General features: G+C 56.6%; 15 protein-coding genes and 2 rRNA genes. 9 read left to right on the top strand and 8 right to left on the bottom strand.

The genetic code is table 11. The features are described 5' to 3' along the window. The first annotated feature begins 80 nt into the window (after window positions 1-80). From JX292_RS05660 to pknB, 7 genes are read left to right on the top strand one after another with little or no spacing between them, the layout of a single operon-like run. Entirely contained in the window at window positions 81-1010 is a 930-nt protein-coding gene (locus JX292_RS05660; RefSeq protein WP_204862393.1) for an FhaA domain-containing protein, read from the top strand. Continuing rightward, window positions 1010-1474 carry an FHA domain-containing protein FhaB/FipA gene (locus JX292_RS05655; RefSeq protein WP_204862392.1) on the top strand — a complete coding sequence of 155 codons (465 nt, stop codon included), beginning with the start codon at window positions 1010-1012 and terminating at the stop codon, window positions 1472-1474. The genes JX292_RS05660 and JX292_RS05655 overlap by 1 nt, the downstream gene beginning before the upstream one ends. A 3-nt stretch (window positions 1475-1477) precedes the next feature. Then, window positions 1478-3193, top strand: a complete 1716-nt coding sequence (locus JX292_RS05650) for a PP2C family protein-serine/threonine phosphatase (protein WP_204862390.1) — start codon at window positions 1478-1480, stop codon at window positions 3191-3193. Further along, entirely contained in the window at window positions 3186-4646 is a 1461-nt protein-coding gene (locus tag JX292_RS05645; RefSeq protein ID WP_204862389.1) for an FtsW/RodA/SpoVE family cell cycle protein, read from the top strand. Before JX292_RS05650 ends, JX292_RS05645 begins: the two co-directional genes overlap by 8 nt. Then, window positions 4639-6078, top strand: a complete 1440-nt coding sequence (locus JX292_RS05640) for a peptidoglycan D,D-transpeptidase FtsI family protein (RefSeq protein ID WP_204862388.1) — start codon at window positions 4639-4641, stop codon at window positions 6076-6078. The genes JX292_RS05645 and JX292_RS05640 overlap by 8 nt, the downstream gene beginning before the upstream one ends. Beyond that, window positions 6075-7823 carry a protein kinase domain-containing protein gene (locus JX292_RS05635; RefSeq protein WP_204862387.1) on the top strand — a complete coding sequence of 583 codons (1749 nt, stop codon included), beginning with the start codon at window positions 6075-6077 and terminating at the stop codon, window positions 7821-7823. Before JX292_RS05640 ends, JX292_RS05635 begins: the two co-directional genes overlap by 4 nt. Window positions 7824-7871: 48 nt before the next feature. Then, on the top strand, window positions 7872-9968 hold the full coding sequence (gene pknB, locus JX292_RS05630; RefSeq protein WP_204862382.1) for a Stk1 family PASTA domain-containing Ser/Thr kinase: 2097 nt from the start codon (window positions 7872-7874) through the stop codon (window positions 9966-9968). A gap of 197 nt (window positions 9969-10165) precedes the next feature. Here the strand turns inward: pknB and JX292_RS05625 are convergent, their stop codons facing one another. Genes JX292_RS05625 through JX292_RS05615 form a run of 3 tightly spaced genes read right to left on the bottom strand, consistent with a single transcriptional unit; the run spans window position 10166 to window position 11740 of the window. Beyond that, window positions 10166-10798 (bottom strand): aminodeoxychorismate/anthranilate synthase component II, encoded by a 633-nt coding sequence (locus JX292_RS05625; protein ID WP_204862381.1) that lies wholly within the window; start codon window positions 10796-10798, stop codon window positions 10166-10168. A 15-nt stretch (window positions 10799-10813) separates the two neighbouring features. Continuing rightward, window positions 10814-10975: a hypothetical protein gene (locus tag JX292_RS05620; protein WP_204862380.1), complete on the bottom strand. Its 162-nt coding sequence runs from the start codon at window positions 10973-10975 to the stop codon at window positions 10814-10816. 15 nt (window positions 10976-10990) lie between these two features. Beyond that, the gene (locus JX292_RS05615) at window positions 10991-11740 is read right to left on the bottom strand and encodes a class E sortase (protein ID WP_204862379.1); all 750 of its coding nucleotides are present in this window, start codon (window positions 11738-11740) and stop codon (window positions 10991-10993) included. 152 nt (window positions 11741-11892) lie between these two features. Here JX292_RS05615 and JX292_RS05610 point away from each other — a divergent pair, with 152 nt between their 5' ends. Beyond that, entirely contained in the window at window positions 11893-12207 is a 315-nt protein-coding gene (locus JX292_RS05610) for a cell division protein CrgA (protein ID WP_204862378.1), read from the top strand. A 170-nt stretch (window positions 12208-12377) separates the two neighbouring features. Here the strand turns inward: JX292_RS05610 and JX292_RS05605 are convergent, their stop codons facing one another. Beyond that, window positions 12378-13295: a LysR family transcriptional regulator ArgP gene (locus JX292_RS05605; RefSeq protein WP_204862377.1), complete on the bottom strand. Its 918-nt coding sequence runs from the start codon at window positions 13293-13295 to the stop codon at window positions 12378-12380. A gap of 189 nt (window positions 13296-13484) precedes the next feature. Here JX292_RS05605 and JX292_RS05600 point away from each other — a divergent pair, with 189 nt between their 5' ends. Next, window positions 13485-14114 carry a LysE/ArgO family amino acid transporter gene (locus tag JX292_RS05600; protein WP_204862376.1) on the top strand — a complete coding sequence of 210 codons (630 nt, stop codon included), beginning with the start codon at window positions 13485-13487 and terminating at the stop codon, window positions 14112-14114. A 23-nt stretch (window positions 14115-14137) separates the two neighbouring features. Here JX292_RS05600 and JX292_RS05595 read toward each other — a convergent pair whose 3' ends face one another. From JX292_RS05595 to JX292_RS05580, 4 genes are all read right to left on the bottom strand, one after another. After that, window positions 14138-15454 carry a D-mannonate dehydratase gene (locus JX292_RS05595; RefSeq protein WP_239653660.1) on the bottom strand — a complete coding sequence of 439 codons (1317 nt, stop codon included), beginning with the start codon at window positions 15452-15454 and terminating at the stop codon, window positions 14138-14140. Window positions 15455-15618: 164 nt separating this feature from the next. Continuing rightward, window positions 15619-16155, bottom strand: coding sequence for a GTPase (locus tag JX292_RS05590; RefSeq protein WP_239653659.1), 537 nt, complete (start codon window positions 16153-16155; stop codon window positions 15619-15621). Between the two features lie 236 nt (window positions 16156-16391). Next, window positions 16392-19482, bottom strand: a 23S ribosomal RNA gene (locus JX292_RS05585). A 303-nt stretch (window positions 19483-19785) separates the two neighbouring features. Then, window positions 19786-21312: ribosomal RNA gene (locus JX292_RS05580) — 16S ribosomal RNA — on the bottom strand. The 16S and 23S rRNA genes sit together here, the layout of an rRNA operon. Window positions 21313-21974 lie beyond the last annotated feature (662 nt).

The following is a 21974-nucleotide window of genomic DNA, read 5'->3' as shown; positions in this document are numbered from 1 at the left end:
ACGCTCGTTAAACTGAGCCTTTTGGAGGGCATGCCGCGAGCGCAGTCGCTACTCGGATTGGTCGTTGAGAAGGAGGCGGCATGAAGTTTTTCGATAAGCTGGGAAAACTGGAACAGGGCATCGGCCGCACCGTTGGCTTTTCTAAGGGCTTCGGCACCTTTGAGAAGGCGGATGTCGCCAACCGCGTCCGCATCATGATGGACGACGAATCGTACGTGGACGGCGGCGGCCGCACCATGGCCCCGAATATTTACACGCTCCGTTTTGCGCCGGTCGATTTTCCGCGCGTGCGCGAGTGGGGTAACCCGTTTGCCGTGGAACTGTGCGATTTGGCCATCTCCCACGCGCGCGCCCAGGGGTACACCCTCATCGGTGCGGTGCGCGTGACCTTCAACGTTCTTGATTCTCTGGCCGAGGGTGAATTTGAGGTGGTGGCCACCTTCGAGCCGTTCTCGGTTCCGGATGCGCCCGTCTCCCCCACTCTGCGTGGCGCCGCGAACTATACGCCGGTGCGCCCGCCTCGGGAGTCTTCGTTGCCCACGCGCATTACGAAGCCGGCCGTTCAGCCTCAGCCCGTCCAGCCGGCTCAGCTGCAGCAGCCGGTGGCGCCGCAGAACTCTCGTCTCTCGCGCATCCCGCATAGCGGTCAGGGTGGGTATGCTCGGCAGGGCGCTCACGGCGCCCCGGCGTCCCCCGCTGCTCCTGCAGCGGCAGCTCCCCGTCTTTTCCTGGAGATTAACGGGCGCATGTACCCGATTAACCGTCTGCCCTTCACGTTGGGTCGTGGTTCGGAGTCTGATTTGCGCTTGGATGATAAGGGCGTTTCCCGTCGTCACGTGAAGCTGTCGGCGCATGACGGCGCCATCATCGCCACCGATTTGGGATCTACGAACGGAACCCTGGTTAACGGTGCTCCGCTTCGTTCTCCTGTGGTGCTGACCAACGGTTCGCTCCTTCGTATGGGTAATACCCGCATCATCTTCCATAGTTCTACCGGAGGTGCCCGTTAATGGCGTCCGAACTAACCGTCACTATTCTTCGCTACGCGTTCTTGGCACTCATCTGGTTCTTCGTGTTCCTGGTGGTTTCCGCAGCACGTCGCGATTTGGGTCTGGGTAAGAACTACCGTGCCGTGCCGGTGGAGGCTTCTGCCGAGGCCACCCACATCACACCCCCGCCCTCGCGCCCCTCGCAGCTGATTATTACCGAGGGTGCACAGGCTGGCGCCATGATGCAGTTGGGTAATCACCCCATCACGATTGGTCGCGCCAACGATATTGAGGTGTCTCTGCAGGATGATTACGCTTCGGGTCGTCATGCCCGCTTGTTCCCGCAGGGGTCCCGCTGGTTCCTGGAGGATTTGAATTCGACTAACGGCACGTACGTTAACGGTGAGCGTCTGACGCGTGCTACCCCGATTGAGCCCGGTGATGAATTCCGTGTGGGCGGCACCACCATGCAGCTGAGGGGGTAGCCGGTGAAGATTGCTTTCCGTCTTGAGGCGCGCTCCGATACGGGTCTCAAACGCTCCAAAAATGACGATTCCGGTTACGGTGGCCGCTACCTTGCGGTTGTCGCCGATGGCATGGGTGGTCACGTGGGTGGTGATGTCGCCTCCGCAACCACGGTGCTGAACCTGACCCCGCTGGACCACCCCGACTTTGAGAATGGTACCGGCGGCGTTTACCTAGCTGATGAGATTCAGAGTGCCAATCTGATTATTAACGAGCTGGCTGCTAACGATCCGCAGCTAGCGGGGATGGGCACCACCTGCACCGCATTGCTGATTGACGGCGACTGCATCGAGTTCGCCCATATCGGCGATTCGCGTGCGTACCGCCTGCGCCCGGGTGCCGACGGTAAGTTTGAGCAGATTTCAACCGACCACACCTTCGTGCAGCGTCTGCTGAACGAGGGCCGTATTACCCCGGAGGAGGCCGAGCATCACCCGCATAAGAACGTGATTATGCGCGTTCTCGGTGATGTCGACGCTTCCCCTGAGCTGGAGCTCAAGACCCTGGACGCCGTCGTGGGCGAGCGCTGGGTGCTGTCCTCGGACGGCCTGGATGCGGTGGTGTCCGTGCCCGAGATTGAGCAGGTGATGCGTTCGCATGACGACCTTGCGGAAATGGCCGACACGCTCATCTCCATGACTCTGCAGCGTGGCGCGCCCGATAACGTGACCGTTGTGGCCCTGCAGGTCATCGACCGCGAAGAACTGCCGGTGGATGAGCCGGTGGGTTCCTCCGCGCTACCGGATTCCGCTTTGCCCGACTCGATTGAGGCGCAGCAGGAAGTCAGCGTGAACACGCAGAAGCTCCCTGAGGTTGCCGCAACTGCTGAGGCTGCGGAGGCGACCCTCGCCGCACTGGAGCAAGAATCTGCCGACCAGAATGTGCGTCGTTTTCGCCGTGCCCGCGACTTCGCTGGAACCCTGTTGCACAGCGGTTCCGATGCGGTGCGCCACCACATTGGAACCTACGACAACGCTGTGGATGCGGCTCTCACCAATGCCGCGATTCTGCGCGGCGAACTGGGTTCACGTCCGCATCAGTTGGTTGGTGCCGCCGCGGTGGCGACTGAGACCGGTATGATTCCGGCGGTGACTTCCCGTACTTTGGAGCACCGTGCCACGGTGGCTCAGCGCATGCCGTTGACGGTGGATGACGCTCCCCTGCCTGCTGAGCTGGAGGAGCTCATCGCGAAGGAACCGGCTGAGCGTTCCCCTCGCCGTTCTTGGTCGGTGCGTCTCTTCATCTTCCTGCTGGTGGCTGCTCTGCTGACCCTGGCGGCGTGGACTGGTTTGCGTTATGTGGAACATAGCTACTATGTGGGTGAAAGTGACGACACGGTGGCGGTGTACAACGGTATTCCGCAGGCTCTGGGCCCGATTCGCCTCTCGCATGTGGTGGAGAATACCGATATTCCGACCTCGCAGCTCTCCGACCATACCCGCACTCTGTTGCGTCATTCGATTACCGCGAAGGACCTGGATGAGGCGCACCAGATTGTGTCGCGTCTGAAGACCCAGGCTGAGCAGGGCCGCATGAAGGCTGAGCAGGTGGCGTCCGCTTCCGCTTCGCCGACTCCTAGCCCGACGGCAACCGCATCGCTCACTCCCGAGCCTGTTGAGTCGCAGGGTGAGACCCCGACCGAATCCCCGAGCCCGGAGGACGGTGAGAACCGTGGCTAAGCTATCGTTCCGCCGAGATTCCGATGCGCCGCGCGCGCGTCGTTTCACGGAGTTGTTGCTACTGGTTGTGGCTGTTGGCATTAGCTCTTTCAGCATGTATCTGATTGACCCGGAGCATGCCCTGGACACGTCGAAGAGCCAGTGGCTGCCCTGCACTATCGTGCTGGGTGCCGGTTCGCTTCTGATTCACCTGGTCCTGCAGTTCCGTGCCCGCTATGCTGACCCGTTCATCCTGCCGCTGGTGGTGGCGTTGAACGGTATTGGCCTGACGATGATTTACCGTCTGGATCCACAGATTGCGGCTCCGGTGGGTGATAGTCAGCTGATGTGGACCGGTGTGTCTATGGTGCTGTGCGCGGTCATCGTGTTCGTGTTGCGCGATCACCGTGTGCTGCGCAAGGTCACGTACACCTCTCTGGTGCTGTCGATGATTCTGCTCATCATGCCGCTGGTTCCCGGTCTGGGCATGGAGTTGAACGGTGCGCGCATTTGGATTCACATCGGTAACCGTACCTTCCAGCCCGGTGAGGTCGCGAAGATTACGCTGGCGATTTTCTTTGCCGGTTACTTGGCGACGCACCGCGACCTGATTCTGGTGGCGGGCCGCCGCATCGGTCCGGTGAATCTGCCGCGACTGCGCGATTTGGCGCCGGTGTTCCTGGCTTGGCTCGTGAGCCTGGGTGTTCTGGTGTTCCAGAAGGATCTGGGTTCAGCCATCATGTTCTTCGGTTTGTTCATGGCGATGCTGTACCTGGCGACGGGCCGCCTGTCGTGGCTGGTGGTGGCCGGTATCGGTATCGCTGTGGGCGGTTACTTCGCGTACAACTATGTTTCGCACGTGCACGCCCGCATTTACGCGTGGGTTCACGCCTTTGACCCGAATATTTACCAGGCTTCGCCGGGCGGTTCGGGTCAGATTCTGCAGGGCGTGTTCGGTCTGGCGTACGGCGGCCTATTTGGTCGCGGCTGGGGTCAGGGCCGAGCGAACCTGGTTCCTTACGCGAATTCCGACATGATTATCTCGTCGCTGGGTGAGGAGCTGGGCCTGATTGGTCTGGGTGCCATCTTGATGATGTTCATGCTGTTGGTTTCACGCGGCTACCGCGCGGCTCTGGGTACCCGCGATGGCTTCGGTAAGTTGCTGGCGGCGGGCCTGTCCACGGTCATGGTGTTGCAGCTCTTCGTAGTAATTGGCGGTGTGACCCGTCTGATTCCGCTGACGGGTCTGACGACTCCGTTCATGTCGGCTGGTGGTTCGTCGCTGGTGGCCAACTGGATTATTGTGGCGCTGTGGCTGTCGATTTCGCATAGTGCCCGCGCCCCGCACCTGGTGGCCGGTTACGACGCACCGCAGGGTATCGACCATATGGATACCAGCTACGAGCCTGAGGGCGCGACGAGCGTCCTGGCCCGTATCACGGCAAAGGATTCTGGAGGTGAGAAGAATGGATAGGGCGATTCGCCGCATGTGGATGTCTGCCGCGTGCGTGTTTGTCCTGCTGATGGGTACCCTCAGCTACATTCAGTTCTTCGATTCGAAGACTCTGATGGCTAACCCGTGGAATAGCCGAGCGCTGTACGATAACTACGGTTCGGCGCGCGGTTCCATCGTGGTGGACGGCACGGAGATTGCATCCTCGGTGAAGTCTAATGATGAGTACAACTATCAGCGCGTGTACAACCACCCGCTCAAGTACGCGGCTCTGACCGGCTACTTCTCCACTATCTACGGTGCGACTGGCCTGGAAGCTGCCATGGATAAGGAGCTTGCCGGCACGAGCGATAGCCAGTTCTACGACCGTGTGGCGCAGCTGTTCAGTGGTTCTTCCGCTCAGGGTGCTAGCGTGGAGTTGACCATCAACTCGAAGCTTCAGGACATCGCCTACAACGCTCTGCAGGGTCGTAAAGGTGCCGTCGTGGCGCTGAATCCGAAGACCGGCGAGATTCTGGCGATGGCTTCTTCCCCTTCCTACGATCCGAACCTGTTGTCTTCTCATTCGGGTTCTTCCGTGATTGCGAATTACCAGGCGCTGACGGCTGATGAGGATCAGCCTCTCTTCAATCGAGCGATTGCGGGTAACACGTACTCGCCGGGTTCGCCCTTCAAGATTATTGATGCGGTGGCGGCGCTGGAGTCCGGCAAGTACAACGCATCTTCGGTCATTGCGAACCCCGCGCAGTTGCCGCTGCCGGGCACGAACATCAGCCTGCCGAACTATACGGGCGGTCAGTGTTCGACCCGCACTCAGGTGACGATTGAGTGGGCTTTGGCTCAGTCCTGTAATACGCCGTTTGCGCAGATTGCGATGGATTTGGGCCAGGAGCGCATCGCGAAGACTGCCGAGAACTTCGGTTACGGTCAGGATTTGAAGATTCCGCTGACCGTGTCGAAGTCCTCGTTCCCTTCGAATCTGACGCAGAGCCAGCTGGCCCAGTCGGCGATTGGTCAGTACGACGTGAAGACCACTCCGCTGCAGGTGGCGATGACTTCTGCAGCGATTGCAAATGGCGGCGTGCAGATGAAGCCGAACCTGATTCGTTCGGTGAAGACCAGCAACCTGAGCACTTTGCAGGAGTTCTCTCCTGAGAAGCTGCGTACGTCCACTAGCCCTGAAATTGCTAACCAGGTGAAGCAGTGGATGGTGAATGCGGTTGATAATGGTATTGCACGTAATGCTGGTGTCTCCGGTGTGAAGGTGGCGGGTAAGACCGGTACCGCGGAGACCACGGCGGGTTTGAATAATTCTTGGTTCACCGGCTTCGCTCCGGCCGATGACCCTCAGATTGCCATCGCAGTGGTGTATGAGGATATTGATGTGGCGACCGGTGCGCAATTGGCGACCGGTACGAGTAAGCAACTTTTTGAGGCGGTGTTGAACAAGTGAGGCCTGCAGCTGATATTACCCTGGGCGGGCGCTACACTCTGACCGAACGTATCGCAATTGGCGGTATGGGTGAGGTGTGGAAGGCTCGCGATAAGGTGCTCGGTCGCATCGTTGCGGTCAAGATTCTGAAGGAAGAGTACACCGGCGACCCCGGGTTTCTGGAGCGTTTCCGTGCGGAGGCGCGCAATACGGCGTTGCTGAACCACCCCGGCGTGGCGAATGTGTTCGACTACGGCGAGGAGGATAACTCCGCTTATCTGGTGATGGAGCTTGTGCCGGGTAGCCCCTTGTCGAGCATCATCGAGCGCGAAGGCACTCTGACGCCGGACCGTGTCCTGAACTTTATCGCGCAGACCGCTCGTGCGTTGGCCGCCGCGCATTCGCAGGGCCTGGTGCACCGCGATGTGAAGCCCGGTAACCTGATTATCACTCCTGACGACCGCGTAAAGGTGACCGATTTCGGTATTGCTCGTCTGGCAAATCAGGTGCCGTTGACGGCGACCGGTCAGGTGATGGGCACCGCCCAGTACTTGGCTCCTGAGCAGGCTACCGGTCAGGCTGCGACCGCGTCATCGGATATGTACTCCTTGGGCATTATTGGTTATGAGTGCATGGTGGGTCGTCGTCCGTTTACGGGTGAGTCACAGATTGCGATTGCGTTGGCTCAGGTGAATGATCCGCCGCCGCCGCTTCCGGAGAGCATCCCGGCCGCGGCGCGCGCGCTAATTATGTGTCTGCTGGCGAAGGACCCTGCGCAGCGGCCTAAGGATGCAACCGCTTTGGCCTCTGCGGTGGATGCGATTCGCCGCCGCGATTTGAAGGCCGCGGTGAAGGCTGTGCCTTCCCTGGCCCAGTTCTTGGCTGAGGAGAATGCCGACGATGCGACCGTAGCTATGGACGCTATGCATGTTGCGGCTGAGCCGATTAGCGCTTCCGCTGCTCCGCGTTTCGGTTCGGGCGGGCGTTTCTCGCCGGAGCCGACAACGGCGCCTATCCCTCGCACGAGCGCGCAGACGGTGCGTACGAGTGCGGAGCGTGCTGCGGCGGCTCGTTCTTCGTCGAAGCGTGGCCCGAATGTGTGGATGTGGATTGCGATGTTGTTGGCAATCCTGCTAATTCTGGGTGGCATTTGGACCGTGTTCTTCACCAATAACGGTGGAGGCGGCGCGTCCCCAGATTCTTCGGCGAGCGCTTCGGTTTCTGCAGCGCCGACGAACACCGGCAAGGTATCGACGGTGGAGACGGGCGAGGCTACGGCCCCGCACTCTTCTAAGAAGAAGGTGACCGTGAATGCGGTGAACTATGAGGGTCGTGAGCTGCAGGATGCGGTCAATGAGCTGAAGAACCTCGGTCTTTCCCCCAAGACGGAGGGTGTGGAGTCTACTCAGCCGGAGAACACGGTGATTTCTGTGTCGCCGACCGGCTCTTTGGATCAGGGTAGTAGCGTCACGGTGCGTTACTCGACCGGTCCGAAGTCGGTGACTCTCCCGTCGAACCTTGAGGGTAAGAACGTGGATGAGGCTTCGAAGGCTGTTGCAGCGCTTGGTGTGAATGTCTCTCTGCACTATGAGAATTCGGATACTGCGGCTCCCGGTACGGTGCTTCGTACTACCCCTTCATCTGGCACTAAGGTGACGGTTGGTAGTAATGTAGACATGTATGTGGCCTCTTCCAATTCGGGTAGGGGATCGAGTGCTAGTACTTCCGCGGCACCGTCTGCGTCGGCTTCTGCTTCGGCGCGTTAGCCCCTACGTTTTGATTTAGTTTTTAGTCTTATTGATCCAGGAGAACTTATGGACCTGTCGGTTCCCGACACGGTTGATAACCGTTACAAGGTACTCGAGGTAATCGGTACCGGTGCGATGGCGACCGTTTACGCTGCCGAGGACACCCGTCTTGGCCGCAAGGTGGCTCTTAAGATTCTGCGTCCGGAGCAGGCCCAGGATGAGACCTTCCGTGCCCGTTTTAAGCGGGAGGCGGAGGCCGTCGCGTCTCTGAATAATCCTGCGATTGTTGCGGTGTATGACACCGGTTCGTTCGATCCTTCCCAGAGCTACGGCGTGGATGAGGCTGCGGGTAAGCCTACGCTCATCCCCTATATTGTGATGGAGTATGTGGAGGGCCACACTCTCCGCACTATCCTGTCGCGCGGCGGTCACCTGCCGGTGCGCGATGCACTGGGTTACGCTGAGCAGCTGTTGGGTGCGCTCCAGTACAGCCATTCGATGGGTATCATTCACCGCGATATTAAGCCGGCAAACATCATGGTGTTGGACCGCACCAGCGAGGATATCACGAAGGGTCAGCCGGGCCAGATTAAGGTCATGGATTTTGGCATTTCTCGTGCGATTGAGGAGGCCGGCGAGGCGCTGACCAAGGCGAACGTGGTGATGGGTAGCGCACGCTACATGTCCCCCGAGCAGGTCAGCGGCAAGGAGGTCGACGCCCGTAGTGACCTGTACTCGGCCGCCTGCGTGATTTACGAGATGATTGCCGGCCGCTCCCCCTTCGACGCCGAGTCGAATGTGGATTTGGCGGCTAAGCATCTCTCCGACACTCCTGAGCCCCCGAGCAAGTTCACCCCGCTCGAGGTTCCGGCGGGCCTGGACGCTGTCATCCTGAAGGGCCTGGCTAAGAACCCGAATGACCGCTACCAGAGCGCTGCTGAGTTCGAGCAGGCCCTGGTCTCCGTGATCCGTCCCGGTGAGGAGACTGTGGCTCAGGACGCCGCTATGACGACTGCGTTCGTGCCGTCGGCAACTACCGCATCCCTAGGCGAGGATTACGCCCCGTACACTACCTCAATTACTGAGGCTTCGGTGGAGGATGGCGGCCTTAATGGCTTCTTCGACTATGAGGAGGCGGAAGAGCCGTACGAGGACGAGGAGTACGCCGAGTATGACGAGGGTTCGCCTCGTAAGCGTGCATGGACGCGCTTCCTGGTGGGTATTCTCATCGCCGCGCTGTTGGCGTTTAGCGTCGGTTCGGTCCTGTACTACCAGAACAAGCTGAATGAGGTTCCGCAGGTGCCGGTGCCGGCCGTCGTGAACGTTTCCCGTGATGATGCCGATAATCAGCTGCGTAACCTGGGCTTCGTGCTTGACTACCGCACGGCTTACTCTGACAGCATCAAGAAGGGCAACGTGATTAGCGTCGAGCCGGGTGTCGGTTCAAAGGTTAATAAGGGTTCGACTGTGACTGTGACCGTTTCGAGCGGTCCGGAGAAGATTAAGTTGCCCGATAACCTGCAGGGTCAGAGCGAGGCTTACGTGCGTAACGCTCTGAAGGACCTTGGTCTGGTGGACGGCCGTGTCTCCACCGTGGAGAGCGCGTCGGTGCCTGCCGGTATGGTGGTTGAGCTGTCTCCTGAGAAGGGTTCGACGGACGACAAGGGCGCTCAGACGGTTGAGGCTGGTAGCACCGTGAACATTGTTCTGTCCTCGGGTAAGGTGAAGGTCCCCTCGCTGGTGGGTCTGACCAAGGATCAGGCGATTGCCGCTCTGACCGCTCAGGATGTTCTGCTGAACACTAACATTGAGACGGTTCAGACGACCGAGCGTCCCGCCGGTACTGTGCTTTCGCAGAGCTCTGCGGCTGGTACCTTGGTGCCGCAGAATAGCACCGTGACGATTCGTGTGGCCGCTACTCCGACCCAGACGACTGCTCCTACTCAGCCGGCTACTTCGACCGGTAACCAGAACACTACCACTGGTAACCAGCAGCGTCAGGCCACTCAGCAGGCTACTCAGCCGGCTACTTCGACCGGTAACCAGAACACTACCACTGGTAACCAGCAGCCTACGGCTTCTGCGAGTGCTTCGGTTAATACCCGAACCATTCAGGGTAACAACGGTGGCAACGCTAACGGCGGTAATGCCGGCCAGCGCTAGATTTAATAGATAGCGTAGGGGGCGGCACCTGCATCTTCGGATGCGGGTGCCGCCCCCTTTGTTGTATCCGCCATTTCTTCGTTGTCCCGTAGACGTAAATCGCCTCCTGGGTTTTCCTTGCTCGGGCATGGACTTGCTCGGGTAAGGACTCTCAGGAGGCGATGTGCGGCGCTCTGTCGGTTTTATGGTGGTGGGGGTTAGGCAATGAGGGGTGAGAGGCTCTTTGCGCGTTCTGCGGCGCCGTGCAGGCCGGTTTCTTCGAGCCAGTTGCCGAGCATCAGGTAGCCACCTTCAGTCAGGGCCGATTCGGGGTGAAACTGTACGCCGTGTATGGGGGCTTCGCGGTGACGCAGACCCATGATGATGCCGTTGTCGGTGGTGGAGGTGGTTTCCAGGACGTCGGGCATGCTCTCGGGTACGACCGCGAGCGAGTGGTAGCGGGTTGCGGTAAAGGGGCAGGGGACGTCCTTGAAGACGGAGACGTTCTCGTGCACCATCTGCGAGGTCTTGCCGTGCATGAGCTCGGGAGCGTGAGTAACGGTGCCACCGAAGGCCTCGGCAATGGCCTGGTGACCCAGGCAGACGCCCAGCAGAGGCTTCTTCGCTTCGGCAGCCCAGCGGATGGTGTCAATGATGACGCCCGCTTCTGCGGGAGCGCCGGGGCCGGGAGAGACGAGCACGCCGTCGTGTTCTTCGGCGAGCTTGATGACTTCGTTGAGGTCGTATTCGTCGTTGCGGATGACGGTGGTCTCGGCGCCGAGCTGCTGCAGGTATCCCACGAGGGTGAAGACGAAGCTATCGTAGTTGTCGATGACAAGGATGCGGGTCATGGTGTTGTCCTAGCGCTAATGGTTGATGGTGACGTTCTGGTTGAAGGGGCCGTACTCGGCGAAGTGCGGGAAGACGTACTCCATGAGCAGGTAGACGACTACGAGCACCAGCACGATGGCGATGATGATGCGAAGCCACAGGGGCCCGGGTAGGTGTCGGAAAATCCATCCGTACATGTTTTTTTCCTTTCCTTAAGATCCGGCCACAGAGGCGGCGATTTCTGCGGGAGCACCGGCGGAGGCGGGACGCCACGATTCGAATCGGGCGTGCACGATGTATCGTTCGGTATCACCGTAGCGTGGGTGGCAGGTGGTGAGGGTCATGAGGCGCTCGGTGGGGGCTACGCCGGGCTGGCCGGGTACAGGTTCGATGACTTCTACCTGGTCGGGCTGCACGATTTCGTGGCTGTAGACGGTGTAGGTGTAGTAGCCATCTTTAGTGCGCACGTAGATGTGGTCGCCTTCGGTGAGCAGGTCGATGTCGTTAAGGACTTTACCGCGGGTTTGGCGGTGGCCGGCGAGGGAGAAGTTGCCGATCTGTCCGGGCATGGCGGTCCCGTCGTAGTGTCCGAGACCGAGGGAGTCGAGCACGTCGGCGCTGGTGCCCTGGGTGGCGGGACGATGATAATCCGCGCCAAATTTGGGGATGTAGACGACTCCGAAGACCTCACCGTGTTCAGGTTCGCTCAGGCCTTGAGGAGGGGTATTGGGGTCCCAGCTGGGTGGGGCTTCGGCAGGATGTGCATCGAACTCTTGCACGAGGGTGCTGACGGCCTGGGATTGAGTGCGGTCAGCGTCGATGTTGGTCCACCACAGCTGCCAGGCAACGAAGAGAAGCAGAATAACGCCCGCAGTGATGAGGAGCTCACCGGTGATCTGGATAATCCATTGCAGCACGGTGCGGGGTCGGCGCGTAGCCTCGTGTGCCTTTCCGTGGCTCATGCTCTCTCTCCTTGAAGTTCGTGGCGTAGCGTTTCTCAGCCGTCATACGCTGTGTTTAACGCTCGGGCGAGGTGAAATCATCCCGCAAGTCTGCAAAGATAGGTGTAAACGTATATTTTCAGGTTACCCATATAACAATAAGCGGAGGAAGTATGTCGTCCAACTCAGCTAAGGCATCATCCAAGAAGAAGTCTCAGAAGTCCGAGAAGTCTGAGGTGGAGGACGCAAGCGAGATTCGTCTGCGCGAGATTGCCCATGAGATGGAGAGCGGTACGCAGCTGAAGGAGCAGACTCCGCTGTGGTACCGAGTCATCATGTTTTCGTTGCTGGCTTTGGGCATCCTGTGGATTATTATTTTCTACATTACGCAGGGTTTGTTCCCGATTCCTGATTTGGGTATGTGGAACGTCAGTATCGGTGTGGGCGCCATGATGGTGAGTATGTTGATGATGACCCGCTGGCGTTAGAGCGTCTTGGGGATGCGGCCGTCTCGTTGGGGGCGGCCGCTTTTTCGTGTCCGCGGGGTACTTGAGGAAGGATATCACCTTATCCATATATACCGATATAGATATATATACTTGTCAGAGTCTTATTATAAAGTTAGTCATTTATTTCAGATTGACCAGTGTCGACTCGTTTAGTACACCAGGTCACCGCGGGCTGCCTCATGGACTCGGCGGGTTACGGTCTCCATGACGGGCGAGTTAATGTTCCACCGCTGCCAGTAGAGGGGGAACTCCACGGGAGTGCTGGAAAGCTCAATGAGTTGCCCCGCAGCAAGCTCTTCGGCACATTGAGCTTCTGGGATGAGTCCCCAGGCGATGCCGGCGCTGACGGCGCGCGCGTAGTCCGGCGAGGAGGGAATGTAGATGGTGGGGCTTTGTACAAAGGTCTCTTCGGCTTCTAGACCTACTTCGTTTTCGATGAGAGCCCGCGCCACGTCCTGCACAAAATCCTTGCGATCATATTCAACGACGGGGGCGTGGTTGAGCTCTTCGCGGCTCACGCGCTTGGGCCAGCCAGGCAGGTATCGCTGCATGAAGTCGGGAGTCGCGACACACCAGTAGCGTGCCACGCCGAGGGTTTCAACGGAGCAGCCGGGGATTTTTTCGGGTTTGGAGGTAATGACTGCCATGACTTCTCCTGAGCGAAGCATGGCGGAGGAGTGGAATTCTCCTTCTCGTCGCAGGTCGCAGAAGATGCCGTCTTCGCGACTGAGTGTGCCTACCGCATCGAGAAACCAGGTGGCTAGGGAATCGGCGTTAACGGCTACTGCGACGCTCTGGAAGCCACCGGCGCCCATGAGTTCGCGTTCCATTTCTTGCTGTAGGAATTCACTCTGTCGGGCGATGCGCAGCACGCTCTGTCCGGCATCGGTGGGAGTGACTGGGTTGCTTCGGCGTAACAGGACCTTTCCGGCGATTTGCTCCATTGCTTTGATGCGCTGGGAGATGGCGGAGGGGCTCACTCGTAGGACGTCTGCCGCGGCATCAAAGGTACCCTGTTCGATGACGGAGGCGAAGGTGGTGAGCTGGTCGGTGCTGAAACGTGTCATAAGAATATCTTACGTACTGTAAAAATATTTAGATAGATTTATGATTTGTTTTCCGGTATTCTCGCCTCTGGCACTTCGTGCTTCAGTGAGTAGGATTATATCCCCCGCATTGTGCAGGATGTGCGAGATGCCCTCTGCCGCTATACGAGTGAGTCAGTCCCTGTTTTGATTCGCATAGAAAGTTTTGCTGTGTCCGATTCCCTGTCTTTGCTGTTTTTGGGTGCTACCACCACGATTTCTTTGGTGGCGGGTATTGGCGCCCAGGGAACTTTTGTGCTGCGTCAGGGTATTTTGGGCCGGCATATTACCCCAATTCTTGTTTTCTGTATTCTGTCGGATGCTCTCATGATTGGCTTGGGTGTGGTAGGGCTGGGCGCCCTGCTGGATGCGGCGCCGTGGTTTATTGAGGTGTTCCGCTATGTTGGTGCGGCGTTTTTGGCGTGGTTTGGTTTTGAGGCTGGCCGCCGAGTGTTTACCCCTCATTCGATTGTGGTCGATGATGAGGGTGATTCTCAGCCGTTGAAGGCGGCTCTGCTGACCACGGCAGCGGTAACGTATTTGAATCCGCTGGCCTGGTTGGATACGACTATTCTTTTGGGTTCGCTGGCGAACGCCCAGGGCAATCCTGACCGTTGGTGGTACTACCTGGGCTGCTGCTGCGGTAGCCTCATCTGGTTTTTGATGCTGGGCTATGGTTCACGCCTGTTGCGTCCGTTCTTTGCGCGTCCTTCGGCATGGCGTATTTTGGATGGGGCGACGGCACTTCTGATGGCGTACCTGGTGTTCAACCTGCTGACGATAAACCTGTCGACCCACTAGCTTATACCCCCTAAGTGGCCCCTTTATGCCTTGTCAGGCTCTTTTTCGGTAGTTTTCTCCTCTTCGAGGGGTACGAGCACTTCGTTTTTGGGCAGGGTGAGCAGGCCCAGGTAGATATCGCGAATAATCAGGATGTGCTTGATTCGCTCAATCATGGGCTTGAGGAAGCTTCGGGCATACTTTTCGTCACTACTGGTGGTTGCGACAAAGCTAAGCCCAGAGAACACGGCTACAATCATGGACACCTTGATGACAACGGCGTTGATGTTGGTGTCTACGCCGAGGATTTTGAGGTGTTCGGGTTTGACTGCCATCCAAGATTCGAGGGTGGAGTCGCTGATAGCAATGGAGGCGAACCCCATGAAGAATCCGAAGACGAGCAGCATGAAGAGGGTCGCCTGAATAATCTGCCCAATCATGGGGATGATAATGAGGTTGTCCCAGGGTGCGATTTTGAGGGGTCGGTGTTCAAGAATTTTCTTCTCTTCAACCCAGTCTTGGGCGGTGTTCCAGATTCCGCCTTCGAGGGCTACGGCATGCTTGTAGTCGTTCTCACTAAAGCTTGCGATGTCGTCCCCTCTGGAGCACCCCAGCAGGCGCGCTGTACACTCTAGGGAGGTCGTGACGACCACGAGCACCGCGAGTAGCCCTATGAGTCCCAGAACCGCCCAGGTGCGCGGGAAGCTGAGTCCGTTGGCGAGCGTCCAGAGGTCTGCGTTCACGAAGATAAAGAGCACGGACACCATGAGCACGGGCAGTACTTTCGCGATCATGGGCGGCAGGGAGGCGAGCTGGTGGATGGCGTGCTTGAGGGACCAGCCGAGTACGGTATCTACGCCCAGGAAGATGGCGAGGTAGATTCCGATAACGATGAGCGGGAATACTTGGCCGCCGTCGTAGACGAAGTCGAGGCCGTCAAGGGTGCTTGCTTCGAAGACGCCGGTGGTGAAGAGTATTCCGGCAAAAAGTACGGTAAGAATACCCGTGGTGATTTGAACCCATCGCGGGGTACGGACCATCAGCCCGTGGGCAAGAGTAATGAACATGCCGAAGATGACCGGCATAACGAGGAAAATCCCGCCGAGTATGAGCACTGGGAGTACTTCGTTGCTGAGGGCGCTATCGCTTGTGAGAGCTTTGATGTAGTTCGGTAGGGAACCTTTCACATCCTCTACTACGAAGAGGAGAAGGTCGCGCAGGAAGATATAGCAGCTATGCATGATGCCAGCCCACAGGATCCATGGCACGAAGCGTGAGAACGCATCGAGAGCACGTTGACGCGCAGAAATGATGAGGGGCGCGCCCTGTTTACGGAACCAGATATTGCTCTGTTTCAGCACATCAGTCTTGCTGTAGCACTGAAGTTGTGTCTCTTCTGCCACAGCTTTAGTACGCAGCCGTGCCCAGATGGGGCGTGCCTCCTTCTGCTATACGGTGTCATGTTCCTGTGTGCTCATGACATGCCACTCTACAGGGTTGAGAACCCTCTTTTACCCGTGAGCCCCTATAATTCTTCTCTCTGGAGCGTAGTCCCAATAAAGCGGCTGTAGGCACCCATGAGTAGCACAGCTGCTTCTTCCTGTCCCGCGTAGATACCCAGTTCTTCATCCTCACGGCCCGCGTAGGTGCCGCTACTGATTTCGAGCAGGGATAACGGTCCTTCTGCGGTCTCCGGGGCTAGAGCATCCAGGATGAAGCTCAGGCTTTCTTCTGATTCTTCAGCTACGCCCATGAGCCGCCCCAGGCGTGTACCCGGGTAGGGTGCGATGGTGAAGACGTCTTCGTTCTCACATTGGATAATGCGTGCGACAGGAATGATATCCCCGTCTGCGGTCTCTTCGAGCAGTAGCTCAGTGGAGAGGTCGATATGGCTTTCCTCGCTCTGTAGGAGCTGCCTGGGCCACCAGAGGTGAATGTATTCGGTCAGTGCCGCCCAGGCTTCGTGAGGGTCCAGTGTGCTCTCTACGTAGAGGGCTGCCGTTCGTTCTTCACCGTTGTGTTGGTGTTGCTGATCGGCTGGCTCTGGTGCGTGGGAAAACATGGGGTAGTGCATGGTTCTACTCTATCCCAGTGTGTCTGTGAGGAGCATTCTTCCTTGTAGACAAAGCATTATAGACAAGGGTCTGAGGGCACAAGAAAGGGGCAGACCCGCATGGGTCTGCCCCTTTCTAGCTTTAGCTATTAAAGCAAAAGAGCCCGCACAAGCGGGCTCTTTTTATTACCTATTGGATTGTTATCCAAAAACCATACAGTGAACGCAAACACACAATTCCTCGAAAAAATAAGCCTTCAGCCTATTAGTACCAGTCAACTCCACGAGTCTTCAGTCCCCGCTTCCATACCCGGCCTATCAACCTCATCATCTATAAGGAGCCTCACACACCAAAAAGTGCCAGGAAATCTCATCTCGAAACAGGCTTCCCGCTTAGATGCTTTCAGCGGTTATCCCTCCCGAACGTAGCCAATCAGCCATGCACCTGGCGGTACAACTGACATACCAGAGGTTCGTCCGTCCCGGTCCTCTCGTACTAAGGACAGCCTTTCTCAAATTTCCAACGCGCGCAGCGGATAGGGACCGAACTGTCTCACGACGTTCTGAACCCAGCTCGCGTACCGCTTTAATGGGCGAACAGCCCAACCCTTGGGACCGACTCCAGCCCCAGGATGCGACGAGCCGACATCGAGGTGCCAAACCATGCCGTCGATATGGACTCTTGGGCAAGATCAGCCTGTTATCCCCGAGGTACCTTTTATCCGTTGAGCGACGGCCGTTCCACAACGTACCGCCGGATCACTAGTCCCGACTTTCGTCCCTGCTCGACCTGCCAGTCTCACAGTCAAGCTCCCTTGTGCACTTACACTCAACACCTGATTGCCAACCAGGCTGAGGGAACCTTTGGGCGCCTCCGTTACACTTTAGGAGGCAACCGCCCCAGTTAAACTACCCATCAGGCACTGTCCCTGAACCAGATCATGGCCCGAAGTTAGACATCCAGATTGACCAGAGTGGTATTTCAACAACGACTCAACACAAACTAGCGTCCATGCATCACAGTCTCCCACCTATCCTACACAAGCCAAACCAAACACCAATACCAAACTATAGTAAAGGTCACGGGGTCTTTCCGTCCTGCTGCGCGAAACGAGCATCTTTACTCGTACTGCAATTTCGCCGAGTTCATGGTTGAGACAGTAGGGAAGTCGTTACTCCATTCGTGCAGGTCGGAACTTACCCGACAAGGAATTTCGCTACCTTAGGATGGTTATAGTTACCACCGCCGTTTACTGGGGCTTAAATTCTCAGCTTCGCCACAAAGGCTAACCAATCCTCTTAACCTTCCAGCACCGGGCAGGAGTCAGTCCGTATACATCGTCTTACGACTTCGCACGGACCTGTGTTTTTGATAAACAGTCGCTTCCCCCTGGTCTCTGCGACCCATACACGCTCCAGGCAGCAAGTGCCCATCACGCTCAAGGTCCCCCTTCTCCCGAAGTTACGGGGGCATTTTGCCGAGTTCCTTAACCATGATTCTCTCGATCGCCTTAGTATTCTCTACCTGATCACCTGTGTCGGTTTAGGGTACGGGCGGCTAAAACCTCACGCCGATGCTTTTCTCGGCAGCATAGGATCACCAAATCCCCCAAAAACGGAGTCCCATCACGTCTCAGGCACACAGCCGGCGCATTTAACAACCGACAACCCTACACGCTTAGACCACGACAACCATCGCGTGGCTTGGCTACCTTCCTGCGTCACACCTGTTAACACGTTTACCTCCAAAGATCGGGTCCCACAACCCACACAACACACAAACAAAAGCCTGCACATCATGCTTCGCATGGTTAGCATCACAATATCAGTATGGGCGGTTCTTCACCGGTACGGGAATATCAACCCGTTATCCATCGACTACGCCTGTCGGCCTCGCCTTAGGCCCCGACTAACCCAGGGCAGATTAACTTGACCCTGGAACCCTTGATCATCCGGCGGATGAGTTTCTCACTCATCTTTCGCTACTCATGCCTGCATTCTCACTCGCATAGCCTCCACCACTGGTTTACACCGCAGCTTCAACGGCCACACGACGCTCCCCTACCCAACAATCCAAAAAGATCATTGCCACAACTTCGGCGGTGTACTTGAGCCCCGCTACATTATCGGCGCAGAATCACTTGACCAGTGAGCTGTTACGCACTCTTTCAAGGGTGGCTGCTTCTAAGCCAACCTCCTGGTTGTCTAAGCAACTCCACATCCTTTCCCACTTAGCACACGCTTAGGGGCCTTAGTTGGTGGTCTGGGCTGTTTCCCTCTCGACAATGAAGCTTATCCCCCACTGTCTCACTGCTACGCTCTCACTTACCGGCATTCGGAGTTTAGCTGACGTCAGTAACCCGTGAAGGCCCATCGGCCATCCAGTAGCTCTACCTCCGGCAAGAAACACGTAACGCTGCACCTAAATGCATTTCGGGGAGAACCAGCTATCACAGAGTTTGATTGGCCTTTCACCCCTATCCACAGCTCATCCCCTCCATTTTCAACTGAAGTGGGTTCGGTCCTCCACGACGTCTTACCGTCGCTTCAACCTGGCCATGGATAGATCACTCCGCTTCGGGTCTAGGTCATGCCACTCAAACGCCCTATTCAGACTCGCTTTCGCTACGGATACCCCACACGGGTTAACCTCGCGACATAACACTAACTCGCAGGCTCATTCTTCAAAAGGCACGCTGTCACCCCAAAAGGCTCCAACGGCTTGTAAGCACACGGTTTCAGGTACTATTTCACTCCCCTCCCGGGGTACTTTTCACCATTCCCTCACGGTACTGATTCACTATCGGTCACTAAGAAGTATTTAGACTTACCAGGTGGTCCTGGCAGATTCACACGAGATTCCACGAGCCCCGTGCTACTCGGGTGGCCACACCACGGACAGAACAATTTCGATTACGGGACTCTCACCCTCTACGGCCGACCATTCCAAGTCGTTCACCTACCATCCTGAACATCATGCCGGCAGCCAGTTAGAACTGCCACTGTGACTCCCACAACCCCCATGATGCAACGCCTAACCGCTATCACACACCACAGGTTTAGTCTCTTCCGCTTTCGCTCGCCACTACTCACAGAATCATTACTTTATTTTCTCTTCCTGCGGGTACTGAGATGTTTCACTTCCCCGCGTTCCCCCCAACCAGCCTATACATTCAGCTGGCGGTAACTCACCATGAAGATGAGCTAGGTTTCCCCATTCGGAAATCCTCGAATCAACGCCCAGTTATCGGCTCCCCGAGGCTTATCGCAGATTCACACGTCCTTCATCGGCTCTTAATGCCAAGGCATCCACCGTGTGCCCTTAATAACTTACACACAATCAAGAAAAATAAGAATCTAAAATCAACAATCAAACCAACACAACATTGATTCAACGCAAATTCCAGAAGATGCTCGCGTCCACTATATAGTTCTCAAACAACAACCCACAACACAACAACAACACAAACAAAAACATCTGCATCATCACCATGCCAGGCAAAAACAGGAACAACACACACGTGTTACCCCAAAACCCAACAATGCGCCTCATCCAACCCAAAACCAACATTCCACCCATGAGCAAAACCACCCATCCGACACTCGCAGACAGCATGGCCAACTAAATGTGCTCCTTAGAAAGGAGGTGATCCAGCCGCACCTTCCGGTACGGCTACCTTGTTACGACTTAGTCCCAATCGCCAATCCCACCTTAGACGGCTCCCTCCAAAAGGTTAGGCCACCGGCTTTGGGTGTTACCAACTTTCGTGACTTGACGGGCGGTGTGTACAAGGCCCGGGAACGTATTCACCGCAGCGTTGCTGATCTGCGATTACTAGCGACTCCGACTTCATGGGGTCGAGTTGCAGACCCCAATCCGAACTGAGACCGGCTTTTAGGGATTAGCTCCACCTCACAGTATCGCAACCCTCTGTACCGGCCATTGTAGCATGCGTGAAGCCCAAGACATAAGGGGCATGATGATTTGACGTCATCCCCACCTTCCTCCGAGTTGACCCCGGCAGTCTCCTATGAGTCCCCACCATAACGTGCTGGCAACATAGAACGAGGGTTGCGCTCGTTGCGGGACTTAACCCAACATCTCACGACACGAGCTGACGACAACCATGCACCACCTGTATACCAGCCCCGAAGGGAAACACCATCTCTGATGCGGTCCAGTATATGTCAAGCCTTGGTAAGGTTCTTCGCGTTGCATCGAATTAATCCGCATGCTCCGCCGCTTGTGCGGGCCCCCGTCAATTTCTTTGAGTTTTAGCCTTGCGGCCGTACTCCCCAGGCGGGGCACTTAATGCGTTAGCTACGGCGCGGAAAACGTGGAATGTCCCCCACACCTAGTGCCCAACGTTTACGGCATGGACTACCAGGGTATCTAATCCTGTTCGCTCCCCATGCTTTCGCTTCTCAGCGTCAGTTACAGCCCAGAGACCTGCCTTCGCCATCGGTGTTCTTCCTGATATCTGCGCATTCCACCGCTACACCAGGAGTTCCAGTCTCCCCTACTGCACTCTAGTCTGCCCGTACCCACTGCAATACACGGAGTTAAGCCCCGGCCTTTCACAGCAGACGCGACAAACCGCCTACAAGCTCTTTACGCCCAATAATTCCGGACAACGCTCGCGCCCTACGTATTACCGCGGCTGCTGGCACGTAGTTAGCCGGCGCTTTCTCTGCAGGTACCGTCAATTTCTCTTCTTCCCTGCTAACAGAGGTTTACAACCCGAAGGCCGTCATCCCTCACGCGGCGTCGCTGCATCAGGCTTGCGCCCATTGTGCAATATTCCCCACTGCTGCCTCCCGTAGGAGTCTGGGCCGTGTCTCAGTCCCAGTGTGGCCGGTCACCCTCTCAGGCCGGCTACCCGTCGTCGCCTTGGTGAGCCATTACCTCACCAACAAGCTGATAGGCCGTGAGCCCATCTATAACCACTACATAACGCTTTCCACCAACACCCCATGCGGAGATTGGTCGTATCCGGTATTAGACCCAGTTTCCCAGGCTTATCCCAGAGTTAAAGGTAGGTTACTCACGTATTACTCACCCGTTCGCCACTAATCCACCTAGCAAGCTAGGCTTCATCGTTCGACTTGCATGTGTTAAGCACGCCGCCAGCGTTCGTCCTGAGCCAGAATCAAACTCTCCGTTGAAAAAATAGAAAAGTTCGATAACCTGATCTCAAACAGCGAATCACACACGGGGGTGTGCGACTCAAGCTGACTAAATTTGAAACCATTTGATGATTATCAAATATAAATAAATATTTGGTATTAGTTTCAGTTTCCATCACCATTCGGTGATTTTATTGAACAAAGCACACTATTGAGTTCTCAAGCAACACACCGATTCAACACCTCAACTACTCGTACAAGAAGTCTCACCGTTGAACGGTCATTCTCTTTATCATCATTACCGCGTTCCCGCGGCAACCCAATCAACTGTACCAGCGTTTTGTTTGCCATGCAAATCCGATTTCCGTGATTCACACCACAAAGTTTCTTTCCTAAACTCCTTCACATCACCAGAAAATGACCAAGAATTCCTTCAAGCAAGAAACCAAAACACTATACAATTGAAAGCCAGTCAAACCGCTCCTGACTAGGAGAAACACCGAAGAAAACTCTTCGTTTTTTCCTCCTCGCCGCGGCGACTCATAAAACTATACAGACCCCCAAACACCCATGCAACCCGAAAAAGAGTGAAGTAGGACACAAATAAGGGCTTGAAAGAGCCCCAAACACCCACCCAAACACCAAAATACCTAGTCAGTACGTTTCAGGCGTGCCAAAAAATCTCCAAAAAACTTCCAAAA

Source organism: Rothia mucilaginosa, assembly GCF_901875305.1.
Taxonomy (GTDB): domain Bacteria; phylum Actinomycetota; class Actinomycetes; order Actinomycetales; family Micrococcaceae; genus Rothia.
This window is presented reverse-complemented; position numbering and strand designations above follow the sequence as displayed.